This is a genomic window from Streptomyces sp. NPDC045022 (assembly GCF_056432605.1).
On sequence record NZ_JBWKIR010000040.1, the window covers coordinates 1 to 12,493 of the forward strand.

12 protein-coding genes and 1 rRNA gene are annotated in these 12,493 nt (G+C 72.6%); 11 read left to right on the forward strand and 2 right to left on the reverse strand.

What is annotated here, in order from left to right:
- The 3 genes from rrf to AC07C1_RS37485 form a co-directional block, all read left to right on the forward strand.
- A 5S ribosomal RNA gene (gene rrf / locus AC07C1_RS37475) occupies positions 1–92 on the forward strand; the annotation flags it as partial.
- Between the two features lie 266 nt (positions 93–358).
- Positions 359–1,672, forward strand: coding sequence for a hypothetical protein (locus AC07C1_RS37480; RefSeq protein WP_478946650.1), 1,314 nt, complete (start codon positions 359–361; stop codon positions 1,670–1,672).
- Positions 1,564–2,361: a tetratricopeptide repeat protein gene (locus AC07C1_RS37485; RefSeq protein WP_478946646.1), complete on the forward strand. Its 798-nt coding sequence runs from the start codon at positions 1,564–1,566 to the stop codon at positions 2,359–2,361. The genes AC07C1_RS37480 and AC07C1_RS37485 overlap by 109 nt, the downstream gene beginning before the upstream one ends.
- 79 nt (positions 2,362–2,440) lie before the next feature.
- Here AC07C1_RS37485 and AC07C1_RS37490 read toward each other — a convergent pair whose 3' ends face one another.
- Positions 2,441–3,724 (reverse strand): DUF1015 domain-containing protein, encoded by a 1,284-nt coding sequence (locus AC07C1_RS37490; protein WP_478946576.1) that lies wholly within the window; start codon positions 3,722–3,724, stop codon positions 2,441–2,443.
- 76 nt (positions 3,725–3,800) lie between these two features.
- On the opposite strand from AC07C1_RS37490, the gene AC07C1_RS37495 reads away from it, so the two are divergent.
- From AC07C1_RS37495 to AC07C1_RS37510, 4 genes are all read left to right on the forward strand, one after another.
- On the forward strand, positions 3,801–4,829 hold the full coding sequence (locus AC07C1_RS37495) for an HAD hydrolase-like protein (RefSeq protein ID WP_478946578.1): 1,029 nt from the start codon (positions 3,801–3,803) through the stop codon (positions 4,827–4,829).
- A gap of 61 nt (positions 4,830–4,890) precedes the next feature.
- The gene (locus tag AC07C1_RS37500) at positions 4,891–5,934 is read left to right on the forward strand and encodes a FecCD family ABC transporter permease (protein ID WP_478946580.1); all 1,044 of its coding nucleotides are present in this window, start codon (positions 4,891–4,893) and stop codon (positions 5,932–5,934) included.
- Entirely contained in the window at positions 5,931–6,977 is a 1,047-nt protein-coding gene (locus AC07C1_RS37505) for a FecCD family ABC transporter permease (RefSeq protein WP_478946582.1), read from the forward strand. Before AC07C1_RS37500 ends, AC07C1_RS37505 begins: the two co-directional genes overlap by 4 nt.
- Positions 6,978–7,090: 113 nt before the next feature.
- Complete coding sequence (locus tag AC07C1_RS37510; RefSeq protein WP_478946584.1) at positions 7,091–7,930, forward strand: ABC transporter ATP-binding protein; 840 nt, start codon at positions 7,091–7,093, stop codon at positions 7,928–7,930.
- Here the strand turns inward: AC07C1_RS37510 and AC07C1_RS37515 are convergent.
- Entirely contained in the window at positions 7,914–8,261 is a 348-nt protein-coding gene (locus tag AC07C1_RS37515) for a sterol-binding protein (protein ID WP_478946586.1), read from the reverse strand. The genes AC07C1_RS37510 and AC07C1_RS37515 overlap by 17 nt on opposite strands.
- Before the next feature lie 42 nt (positions 8,262–8,303).
- Between AC07C1_RS37515 and AC07C1_RS37520 the strand changes: the two genes are divergently transcribed.
- The 4 genes from AC07C1_RS37520 to recN are packed head-to-tail and all read left to right on the forward strand — an operon-like array spanning position 8,304 to position 12,113.
- Positions 8,304–8,594, forward strand: coding sequence for a hypothetical protein (locus AC07C1_RS37520; RefSeq protein ID WP_478946588.1), 291 nt, complete (start codon positions 8,304–8,306; stop codon positions 8,592–8,594).
- 7 nt (positions 8,595–8,601) lie between these two features.
- Complete coding sequence (locus AC07C1_RS37525) at positions 8,602–9,417, forward strand: TlyA family RNA methyltransferase (protein WP_478946590.1); 816 nt, start codon at positions 8,602–8,604, stop codon at positions 9,415–9,417.
- On the forward strand, positions 9,414–10,331 hold the full coding sequence (locus tag AC07C1_RS37530; RefSeq protein ID WP_478946592.1) for an NAD kinase: 918 nt from the start codon (positions 9,414–9,416) through the stop codon (positions 10,329–10,331). The genes AC07C1_RS37525 and AC07C1_RS37530 overlap by 4 nt, the downstream gene beginning before the upstream one ends.
- Positions 10,332–10,370: 39 nt before the next feature.
- Positions 10,371–12,113, forward strand: coding sequence for a DNA repair protein RecN (recN, locus tag AC07C1_RS37535; RefSeq protein WP_478946594.1), 1,743 nt, complete (start codon positions 10,371–10,373; stop codon positions 12,111–12,113).
- The last annotated feature ends 380 nt before the right edge of the window (positions 12,114–12,493 follow it).

A 12,493-nucleotide genomic window follows, 5' to 3' on the forward strand; every position in this document is an offset into this window, starting at 1 on the left:
CGCCCGGTTACATTTCGAACCCGGAAGCTAAGCCTCACAGCGCCGATGGTACTGCAGGGGGGACCCTGTGGGAGAGTAGGACACCGCCGAACAATCTTTGGAAGGACCCCTGGTCCCAGCGTTCACGCTGGGACCAGGGGTCCTTTTGTTTTTACAATGCTTGTAGTACCGAAGACAGGAGTCATCATGTCCACCAACTCTCCCGACGACCGACCGGAGCGCGACCAGCGGCGACGGGACAGTGGTGACCGGGGTGACCGCGGCGGCTACCGCGGTGACCGCGGCGGCTTCCGTCGCGACAACGACCGGGGTGGCTACGGGCGGCGTGACGACAACCGCGGTGGGTTCGGTCGGCCTGATGACCGACGGGACGACCGCGACCGCGGTGACCGTGGCGACCGCGGCGGCGACCGCCCTCCCTTCCGTCGGGACGACCGGCGCGATGACCGGCGTGACGACAGCCGTGGTGGTGGGTACCGCCGTGAGGGCGACCGGGGTTCGCGTCCGGGCTACCAGCGGGACGACCGCGGTGACCGTGGCGAGCGTGGCGGCTTCCGTCGGGATGACCGCGGTGGCGACCGCCCCGCCTTCCGTCGGGACGACCGGCGGGACGACCGCCGGGACGACCGTGGTGACCGTGGCGACCGCCCCGCCTTCCGTCGGGACGACCGGCGCGATGACAGCCGTGGTGGTGGGTACCGCCGTGAGGGCGACCGGGGTTCGCGTCCGGGCTACCAGCGGGACGACCGCAGTGACCGTGGCGGCTTCCGCAGGGACGACCGCGGTGGCGACCGCGGCGGCTTCCGTCGGGATGACCGCGGTGGCGACCGCCCTGCTTTCCGTCGGGATGACCGCCGTGATGACCGTAGGGACGACCGCGGTGGCGACCGCCCTCCCTTCCGTCGCGACGACCGCCGGGACGACCGTGGCGGCGACCGCCCTCCCTTCCGTCGGGATGACCGCCGGGATGACCGCGGTGGCGACCGCCCTGCTTTCCGTCGGGATGAGCGCCGTGATGACCGTAGGGACGACCGCGGTGGCGACCGCCCTCCCTTCCGTCGCGACGACCGCCGGGATGACCACCGCGGCGGCGACCGCCCTCCCTTCCGTCGCGACGACCGCCGGGATGACCACCGCGGCGGCGACCGCCCTCCCTTCCGTCGGGATGACCGCGCTGGCGACCGCCCTGCCTTCCGTCGGGATGACCGTCGGGATGACCGCGGTGGCGACCGCCCTGCTTTCCGTCGGGATGAGCGCCGTGATGACCGTAGGGACGACCGCGGTGGCGACCGCCCCGCGTTCCGTCGCGACGACCGCGGTGGCGACCGCCCTCCCTTCCGTCGGGACGACCGCCGGGATGACCGTCGTGGCGAGGACCGGGGTGGCTTCGGGGGCCGCGACGATCGCGGTGGCCATGGGCCCCGTCGGGACGACCGGGGCGGTCGCCCCGGTGGCTTCCGTGGGCGGGACGGGCGTGACGGGCGTGACGACCGCCGTGGCGGTGGCCGCTTCCGCGACGAGCGCGACCGCGACCGCGACCGGGACCGGGAGCCGATCAAGCGGCTGCCGATCCCGGAGGACGTCACCGGCGAGGAGATTGACAAGGACGTCCGGCAGGAGCTGCAGAGCCTGCCCAAGACGCTCGCGGACGACGTCGCCAGGAACCTGGTGATGGTCGCCCGGCTCATCGACGAGGACCCGGAGGGGGCGTACGGCTACTCCAGGGTCGCCCTGCGTCTGGCGTCCCGCGTGGCCGCCGTACGCGAGGCCGCCGGCTTCGCCGCGTACGCGAATCAGAAGTACAGCGAGGCCCTCGGCGAGTTCCGGGCCGCCCGGCGTATGACCGGCAGCGTGGACCTGTGGCCGGTGATGGCCGACTGCGAGCGTGGGCTCGGGCGGCCGGAGAAGACGCTGGACATGGCAGGCGCCCCGGAGGTGCAGAAGCTGGACAAGGCCGGGCAGGTCGAGATGCGGCTCGTCGCAGCCGGCGCCCGGCGTGACATGGAGCAGCTGGACGCGGCCATCGTGACCCTGCAGAGCCCCGAGCTGGCCTCCAACACGGTGCAGCCGTGGACCGCGCGCCTGCGGTACGCCTACGCCGACGCCCTGCTGGCCGCAGGCCGGGAGCGCGAGGCGCGGGAGTGGTTCGCCAAGGCCGTCGAGGCCGACCGGGACGGCAGCACGGACGCGTCCGACCGGCTCGCCGAGCTGGACGGTGTGGAGTTCGTCGACGCCCTCGACGAGAGCGAGGGCGAGGGTGACTCCGCAAACGGCGAGGGTGAGTCTGCGAACGCCTCCCAGGAGCACGGCGAGGACGCCGCGGACGGCGAGGACGGCGAGGACGGCGACAAGAAGGACTGACGTCAGTCACTGAGAAGAGGGCAGGCTCCCGGCGGGGCCTGCCCTCTTTCGTGTCTGTCTCTTCCCTGTGCCTCTCGGGCTAGATCTCCAGAGCCCGCAGCACCAGACCCGACGCCGGTTTCGGGCCGAACGACGTCGACTTGCGCGGCATCGTCACGCCCTGGCGGGCCAGATCGCGTACGACCTCCTCGCGCACCGGGTGCATCAGGACCGCCGTTCCGCCGTCGCGTTCCGCCTTCTCCACCGTGGCGGCCGTGTCGTGGATGTAGGCGATGTGGGCCGGGGAGTCCTCGGGGATGTGCCAGACGTGCTCGAGGAGCGTGGCGTGCAGGACCGTGGCGTCCAGGGAACGCCAGGCGGCGGGGCGGTCCGCCGGGATCGTCCGGGCCAGCAGGGCCGGGTCGGGGTGGTCGAGCAGGTGGAAGGCCCCGTCGCCGGCCAGCAGGAAGGCGTTGCCCGCGCAGGAGGCGTCCGCCAGTGCCCGCAGGGCGTCGGCCAGCGGTACGTCGAGGTGCCGTACCCGGAACAGGCCGTCCACGGCGGCCAGTGCGTCGGCGACCGGCAGGCCGTGCAGCAGCCGGTGGATGGCGCGGACGCGCAGCGGGTAGCGGGCGGTGTCGACCAGGAGGACCAGGCCGTGGTCCCAGGGGCTGGGGGAGGGGTGTTCCGCACGCAGCCGCAGATAGGTCGCCCAGCGGTGGTGGCCGTCGGCGATCAGGGCCTGGTGGTGGGCCAGCTCGGACTGGATGAGGGACAGGTCGTCGGGGTCGGTGACGGACCACAGGCGGTGCTGGAAGCCGTCCTCGGTGGTCGTGGCGAGCAGCGGCGGACGGCCCGCCGTGCGCTCGACGACCTCGGCCGCCGTGCCGTTGCCGCGGTAGGTCAGCAGCAGCGGTTCCAGGTTCGCCCGGGTGGCGCGCATCAGGGCGGCGCGGTCCGCGACCACGGGCGGCATGATGTCCTCGTGCGGCAGCACCACGCCCTCCTCGGGCTCCGAGACGCGCAGCGCGCCGATGACACCGCGCTGGAGCATGCCGTTGCCGTCCCGCTGCTCGTACACGTACAGGCCCGGCTCGGGGTCCGCGGTGAGGACGCCCTCGTCCACCCAGCGGCGCAGGGTGTCCGCCGCCTGCTCGGTGCCGGCGCTGGGGGTGCCGGCCTGGGGAAGGATCAGACGGACGATGTTGTGCGGGTCGGCCGACTGGAGGTGGTGCACACCGTCGGGCCGTACGACGACGTCGTACGGCGGGGAGGTGACGGAGGCCAGGCTGCCGACCCGGTCGGGGTCGTAACGAAGGCCTCGGAACGGGGTGAGTTCCAGGCCTCGGCGCGCCGTTGCTTCCGAGTGACCTGCAGTGTTCATCCCGGCATCGTACGTGTGTGTCGGTGGCATGCGGGATCATCGGTGGAAAGGCGAGTCGACGAGGAGCGATGTGGACATGAGCCAGGGTGTCAGGACGAGGCCCGAGGGCAGTGGGCAGCCCCTGAGCGAGGCGTACGACACGGCGCTGCTCGATCTGGACGGTGTGGTGTACGCCGGCGGGAACGCGATCGCGCACGCGGTGGACTCGCTGGCGGTGGCGCGCGCGGGCGGGATGCGTCTGGCGTACGTCACCAACAACGCGCTGCGGACGCCGGACACCGTGGCCGGGCATCTGACGGAGCTGGGCATACCGACGGGGGCCGAGGACGTCATCACCTCGGCGCAGGCCGTCGCGCGGCTGATCAGCGAGCAGGTGCCGGCCGGGGCGCGGGTGCTGGTGATCGGTGGTGAGGGTCTGCGGGTGGCGCTGCGCGAGCGGGGGCTGACCCCGGTGGAGTCGGCGGACGACGATCCGGCGGCGGTCGTGCAGGGGTTCGGCGGGCCCGATCTGCCGTGGGGGCGGTTCGCGGAGGCGTCGTACGCGGTGGCGCGGGGGGTGCCATGGTTCGCGTCCAACACCGACCTGACGATTCCGAGCGGGCGGGGCATCGCGCCGGGCAACGGGGCGGCCGTGGAGGTCGTTCGGATCGCGACCGGCGCGGAGCCGCAGGTGGCGGGCAAGCCGCTGCCGCCGATGCACAAGGAGACGATCATCCGGACCGGCGCGAAGCGGCCGCTGGTCGTCGGGGACCGGCTGGACACGGACATCGAGGGCGCGTTCAACGGCGGGGGCGACTCGCTGCTGGTGCTGACCGGTGTCACCGACGGGGGCCAACTGCTCGCCGCGCCGCCGCGGCACCGGCCGACGTACGTGGACGCCGACTTGCGTGGGCTGCTCACCGGGCAGCCGGAGATCACCGAGGAGGGTGCCGGATTCCGCTGCGGTGGCTGGACGGCGACCGCGGGGACGGACCGGCTGGAGCTGGAGGGCGACGGCGAGACGCTGGACGGGCTGCGGGTGCTGTGCGCGGCGGCCTGGACGGCGGCGGGCGAGGGCTCCTGTGAACTGGACGGCGGGAAGGCGCTGGCCCGGCTCGGGCTCTGAACGACGTACTGGGGCAACCCGGGGATCGAGATCGCATGCGAGGGTAGGCTAACCTAACCTCGTGTTGGTCGACAGTCCTCCGGTACCGCGCGCGGAGACCGCCCCCGCGCCCCCAACCCGCCGGGCGGCAAGGGCCTTTGGGCTCCTGCTCTCCGTCGCGATCCTGGTGCTCGTCGCCCTGGCGAGCATCGCGATCGGGGCGAAAGCACTGTCGTTGGACCAGGTCTGGCACGGCCTGTTCCATGACACGGGGACGTACGGTGACGTCGTCGTGGACGAGCGGCTCTCGCGCACGGTCCTCGGACTGCTGGTCGGTGCCGCGCTCGGCCTGGCGGGCGCGGTGCTGCAGGCGCTCACCCGCAACCCGCTGGCCGACCCGGGTCTGCTCGGCATCAACGCGGGCGCCTCCGCGGCCGTCGTCACGGCCATCACCTACTTCGGCGTCACCAGCCTCACCGGCTATGTGTGGTTCGCCTTCCTCGGGGCTTCGGCGGTCGGCGTGCTGGTGTGGTTCCTCGGCGGCAGCCGGGGTGCCACGCCGGTACGGCTCGCCCTTGCCGGTACGGCGATCAGCGCGGCCCTCTACGGCTATCTCCAGGCCGTGATGATCATGGACAACGCGGCGCTGGGCAAGATGCGCTTCTGGACGGTGGGGTCGCTGGCCTCGGCCACCGACGCGATCATCACGCAGGTGCTCCCGTTCCTCGCGGTCGGCACGGCTCTCGCGCTCGTGCTGGCCCGGCCGCTGAACGCGATGGAGATGGGCGACGACACCGCCCGCGCCCTCGGCGCGAACCTCACCCGCACCCGCGCCCTGGCCATGCTGGCCGCCACCCTGCTGTGCGGTGCCGCCACCGCCGCCTGCGGCCCGATCATGTTCGTCGGCCTGATGGTGCCGCACGTCGTGCGCTCCTTCACCGGCCCCGACCTGCGCTGGATCCTGCCGTACGCCACGGCCCTGTCGCCCGTGCTGCTGCTCGGCGCCGACGTCATCGGCCGGGTCGTGACCCGCCCCGCGGAGCTTCAGGTCGGCATCGTCACCGCGGTCATCGGCGGCCCGGTCTTCATCTTTCTCGTACGACGGCGGAGGACGGCCCAGCTGTGAGGACACACCCCAGGAGCCGTGCCGTACGCACCCCGGGCGGGCTCTCCCTGCGCCTGGACCCGCGTGCCCTGATCGTCGTCGTCCTCCTCCTGGCCGCCGCGCTCGCCGCCGGAATCGCGCTGATCGGCACCGGCGACGCCGGGATCCCCGCGGCCGACGTGCTCAGGACGCTCGCCGGGAACGGCACCGCGTACCAGGACTTCATCGTCAACGAGCTGCGGCTGCCGCGCGTCCTGGTCGGCCTGCTGGTCGGTGCCGCGCTCGGTCTCGGTGGCGCGCTGTTCCAGACCATCTCCCGTAACCCGCTGGGCAGTCCGGACGTGCTCGGTCTGTCACAGGGCTCGACGGCCGGCGCGCTGATCGTGATCGTGCTGATGTCCGGCGGTTCCACCCAGGTCACCGTCGGCGCGCTGATCGGCGGACTGGCGACCGGCTTCGCGATCTATCTGCTCGCCTGGAAGCAGGGTGTGCACGGGTACCGGCTGGTCCTGGTCGGCATCGGCGTGTCCGCTGTCGTCACCGCCGTCAACGGCTATCTGCTCACCAAGGCCGACCTGGTCGACGCGGCCCGCGCGGTGGTCTGGATGACCGGCTCGCTGGGCGGCCGTGACTGGTCGCAGGTCTGGCCGCTGCTCGCCCTGTGCGCGGTCCTTCTCCCGCTGGTCCTCGCCAACGCGCGCGGCCTCAGGATGATGGAGATGGGCGACGACGTCGCGGGCGCGCTCGGCGTGCGCGTGCAGCGGGTCCGGCTGGTGCTGATGGTCTGTGCCGTGCTGCTCACCGCGGCCGCCACGGCCGCCGCCGGACCCGTCAGCTTCGTGGCCCTCACCGCGCCGCAGCTCGCCCGGCGCCTGACCCGCTCGCCGGGCCCGAACCTCGTGCCCTCCCTCTGCATGGGCGCCACACTGCTGGTCGCCGCGGACTGGGCCTCGCAGCGGGCCTTCGGCGCCGACCAGCTGCCCGTCGGCGTGGTCACCGGCGTCCTCGGCGGCGTCTATCTGCTGTGGCTGCTGGTCACCGAGCGCCGGGCGGGCCGGATATGAAGCGCACACAGGGCGGGACCGATGCGAAGCGCACGCAGGGCGGGACCGATGCGAAGCGCACGCTGGGCGGGCCGGATGCGAAGGGCATGCGGGACGGGCCGGATGCGAGCGGCATGAACACGAACACGACCAGGAGCACTGTGAACCGCCTGTCCGCGCAGAACGTCACCCTCGCCTACGACCAGCGCGTGATCGCCGAGAAGTTGTCGGTGGAGATCCCCGACCACTCCTTCACGGTGATCGTCGGCCCGAACGCGTGCGGCAAGTCGACGCTGCTGCGGGCGCTGTCGCGGATGCTCAAGCCCAGCCAGGGCCGGGTGCTGCTGGACGGGCAGGCCATCCAGTCGATGCCCGCGAAGAAGGTCGCGCGGACCCTCGGCCTGCTCCCGCAGTCGTCCATCGCGCCCGACGGCATCACGGTCGCCGATCTGGTCGGCCGGGGCCGCTACCCGCATCAGGGCCTGTTGCGCCAGTGGTCCACGCAGGACGAGCGGATCGTTCAGGAGGCGATGCGGCAGACCGGCGTCGCCGAGCTGGCCGACCGGTACGTGGACGAGCTGTCCGGCGGACAGCGGCAGCGCGTGTGGATCGCCATGGCGCTGGCCCAGCAGACACCGCTGCTGCTCCTGGACGAGCCGACCACCTACCTCGACATCCAGCACCAGATCGACGTCCTCGACCTGTGCGCCGAGTTGCACGAGACCCAGGGCCGCACCCTGGTGGCCGTCCTGCATGACCTGAACCACGCCGCCCGCTACGCCACCCACCTCATCGCCCTGCGCGGCGGCGAGGTGATCGCCGAGGGCGCGCCGAGCGACATCGTGACGGCTGAGCTGGTCGAGGAGGTGTTCGGGCTGCGCTGCCAGGTCATCGACGACCCGGAGACGGGGACCCCGCTGGTGGTCCCGGCCGCGCGCAAGGCTCGGGCGGAGCAGGTCACAGCAGCTTCCTGAGCCGGAACAGGTCCAGCAGGGTGGCCTCCAGCCTGACCCGGCCCCTGCCCCAGGCGGTCGCGAAGTTCAGCTCGCCGTCCACCAGGGCCACCAGGTCGTCGCCGGCCATGACGAGCCTGATCTGCGCCTTCTCGTGCGGTGGCCCCGGATGGGTGTCGTCGACCTCGATCCGGCCGCCGGTCATCCGGCCCGCGAAGGTGACGTCGAGGTCGGTGATGTGGCAGCTCACCGACCGGTCCAGGGCGGCGGCCGCGCGTACGTCGCCCTCGGCACCCCGCATGTTGTCCGAAAGCTTGCCCAGTGCGGCGCGGCACTCCTCGATCGTGGCCATCGCCACCGACCGTACCCCAGTGGTTCGGGGTAGCGTCTGGGCATGAGCGAGTCCGTGTCCGAGGCCGTCGTGCAGGCCGCCGCGGTCGTCCCAGAGGCCGAGGCCGAGTACGATCCCGCCGCCCCGGCGCCCCTGAACGTCGTGCGCACCCCCACCGGCGACGCCGAGGTCGACGCCCAGCTGGAGCGGCTGGCCGACGCCGACCACCTCGCCACCGACGGACACATCGAGGTGTACGAGGATGTACACAGGGGGCTGCGCGACGCGCTCACCGCGCTCGACGCCCGCCCGGGACCTCCGGCGCCCCCGATGCCTTACGGGAACAGGAGCTGAACCGAACGTGGCAGGAGTCGCACGCCGCCGTCTGGACGCGGAGCTGGTCCACCGGAAGCTGGCGCGCTCGCGCGAGCATGCCAGCCAGCTGATCGCCGCCGGGCGGGTCACCGTCGGCAAGATCGTCGCGACCAAGCCGGCCACCCAGGTGGAGACCGCCGCGGCGATCGTGGTGCAGGCCGACGACAGCGACCCGGGCTATGTGTCCCGGGGCGGCCACAAGCTCGCCGGCGCGCTGAAGACCTTCGTGCCGCGGGGACTCGTCGTCGAGGGCCGGCGCGCGCTGGACGCCGGCGCGTCCACCGGCGGCTTCACCGACGTCCTGCTGCGCGCGGGCGCCGCGCACGTCGTCGCGGTGGACGTCGGGTACGGACAGCTCGCCTGGTCTCTCCGAAGTGATGAACGCGTCACCGTCAAGGACCGTACGAACGTACGCGAGTTGACGCTTGAGGCGATCGATGGGGAACCTGTGGATCTTGTCGTGGGCGATCTGTCCTTCATCCCGCTCGGGCTGGTGCTGCCCGCCCTGAAGCGGTGCGTGAAGCCGGACGCCGACCTGGTGATGATGGTCAAGCCGCAGTTCGAGGTGGGCAAGGAACGGCTCGGCAACGGGGGTGTCGTACGAAGTCCGCAGCTGCGGGCGGAGGCCGTGCAGGGAGTGGCCGAGAAGGCCTGGGAGCTGGGTCTCGGGGTGCGTGGTGTCACCGCGAGTCCGCTGCCCGGTCCCTCGGGCAATGTCGAGTACTTTCTCTGGCTGCGGTCCGGGGCTCCCGCACTGGACCCGGCCGACGTCGAGCGTGCAGTGGCGGAGGGGCCGCGTTGACACAGAACCTGGCGCGTACTGTTTTCCTGCTGGCCCACACCGGGCGGCCCGCGGCGATCCGCAGCGCGGAACTCGTCGTCAAGGGGCTGCTGCGGCACGGCATCGGGGTGCGGGTGCTGGAGGAGGAGGCGCGTGACCTGCCGCTGCCGGACGAGGTGCAGCTGGTCAAGGAGGCGACCGCGCAGTGCCTCGACGGCTGTGAGCTGCTGATCGTCCTCGGCGGCGACGGCACCCTGCTGCGGGGGGCCGAGTTCGCGCGGGCCTCCGGGGTGCCGATGCTCGGCGTCAATCTCGGGCGCGTCGGGTTCCTCGCGGAGGCCGAGCGGGACGACCTCGACCGGGTCGTGGACCGGGTGGTGGCGCGGTCGTACGAGGTCGAGGAGCGGATGACGGTCGATGTCGTGGTGCACCGCAACGGGGACATCGTGCACACCGACTGGGCGCTGAACGAGGCGGCCGTGCAGAAGGCCGGTGCGGAGAAGCTGCTCGAGGTCGTCCTGGAGATCGACGGGCGCCCGGTGACGGGGTTCGGATGTGACGGCGTCGTCCTGTCCACGCCGACCGGGTCCACGGCGTACGCGTTCTCCGCGGGCGGTCCTGTGGTGTGGCCCGAGGTGGAGGCGCTGCTGATGGTGCCGATCAGTGCGCACGCGCTGTTCGCGAAGCCGCTGGTCACCTCGCCGAACTCGGTGCTCGCCGTGGAGGTTCTGCCGCATGTGCCGCCGGGTGTTCTGTGGTGCGACGGGCGGCGGACCGTCGAGTTGCCGCCGGGGGCGCGGGTCGAGGTCCGGCGGGGTGCTGTGCCGGTCCGGCTGGCTCGACTGCACCATTCGTCCTTCACCGACCGGATTGTGGCGAAGTTCGCCTTGCCGACCACGGGTTGGCGGGGCGCGCCGCACCACTCGGCGGAGTGACACGGGCGGGCCATGTGCACTCCCCACCCCAGACCTCGTATGGTCTGTTCCGTGTTGGAGGAGATGCGGATACGGTCGCTCGGGGTCATCGACGATGCTGTCGTCGAGTTGTCGCCGGGGTTCACCGCCGTCACCGGTGAGACGGGTGCGGGCAAGACCATGGTGGTCACCAGCCTTGGGCTGCTGCTCGGTGGCCGGGCGGACCCCGCGCTCGTGCGGATCGGGGCCGAGAAGGCGGTCGTGGAGGGGCGGATCGCCGTACCCGCGGACGCCGCCGCCGTCGTACGCGCCGAGGAGGCCGGGGCCGAACTGGACGACGGGGCCCTGCTGATCAGCCGTACCGTTTCCGCCGAGGGCCGCTCCCGGGCGTACCTGGGCGGACGCAGTGTGCCCATGGGGCTGCTCGCCGAACTGGCCGACGATCTGGTGGCCGTGCACGGGCAGACCGACCAGCAGGGGCTGCTGAAGCTGTCCCGGCAGCGGCAGGCGCTCGACCGGTACGCCGGGGACGCGGTCGCCGTGCCGCTCGCCAAGTACACGGAGGCCTACCGGCGGCTGCGGGCCGTCTCCGCCGAGCTGGAGGAGATCACCACGCGCGCGCGTGAGCGGGCGCAGGAAGCCGACATGCTGCGGTACGGGCTCGACGAGATCGCCGCCGTGGAACCACGGGCCGGGGAGGACGCCGAGCTGGCCGAGGAGGCGGAGCGGCTGGGGCATGCCGAGGCCCTGTCATCGGCCGCGACGGCCGCCCACGCCGCTCTCGCGGGCAATCCCGAGGACCCCGAGGGGATCGACGCCTCGACCCTCGTCGCGGGCGCCCACCGGGCCCTGGAGGCCGTGCGGTCGCACGATCCGGCGCTGGCCGCGCTCGCCGACCGGATCGGGGAGATCGGGATCCTGCTGGGCGATGTCGCGGGTGAGCTGGCGGGGTACGCCGACGATCTCGACGCCGATCCGCTGCGGCTGGCCGCCGTGGAGGAGCGCCGGGCCGCGCTGGGCGGCCTCACCCGCAAGTACGGGAACGACGTGGGCGCCGTCCTGGCGTGGGCGGAGCAGAGCGCCGCGCGGCTCACCGAGCTGGACGGCGACGACGAGCGGATCGAGGAGCTGACCGCCGAGCGGGACGCGCTGCGCACCGGCCTGAGCGGGCTCGCGCAGGCGCTGACGGACGCGCGGACGGAGGCCGCCGAACGGTTCGCCGCCGCCGTGACCGCCGAGCTGGCCTCCCTCGCCATGCCCCACGCGCGCGTGTCCTTCGACATCCGGCAGACGGAGGACCCCGAGGGCGTCGAGGTCGGCGGACGCACGGTCGCCTACGGGCCCTCGGGCGTCGACGAGGTCGAGCTGCTGCTCGCCCCGCACCCGGGCGCACCGCCCCGGCCCATCGCCAAGGGCGCGTCCGGCGGTGAGCTGTCCCGCGTGATGCTGGCCGTGGAGGTCGTGTTCGCGGGCACCGACCCCGTGCCGACGTACCTCTTCGACGAGGTCGACGCCGGTGTCGGCGGCAAGGCGGCGGTCGAGATCGGGCGGCGCCTGGCGAAGCTCGCCAAGGCCGCGCAGGTCGTCGTGGTCACCCATCTGCCCCAGGTCGCCGCCTTCGCCGACCGGCAGCTGCTGGTCGAGAAGACCAACGACGGGTCCGTCACCCGGTCCGGTGTGAAGGTCCTGGAGGGCGAGGAACGCGTCCGCGAGCTGTCGCGCATGCTGGCCGGCCAGGAGGACTCCGAGACCGCCCGCGCGCATGCGGAGGAGCTGCTGGCCACGGCCCGGGCGGACGGGTAGGAGAGCGGTCCGCCGAGCGCAGCAACGCGGTTGGCTCGAGCCGGACCAGGTTCTCGCGGAGGAGGCGTACGAAGCGCTCGGAGGCCGTGTCCGGCAGTGGGCCACGGAGGACCGCACGTGGGCGGACGTGGTGGCGGAGTTCGGTGCTCCCTCCGTGCTGTTCGGCGGAACCAATCCTCTTTACGGAAAGACGCTCGGCTACCTCAGCAAGGATCCGAAGCAGCCGATGGTGGTCTTCCACCTGTGGAACGGCAGCGCGGCCGGGACCGGGTCGTGGCCGCCCGAACACGAGCAACCGCTTCTTCTCGCGGTGCGCTTCGGCCGGGGGCCCGTTCCGGCGATCCTTCGCCTTCACCCCGGAGGGGGAGCGAAGGAAGCCG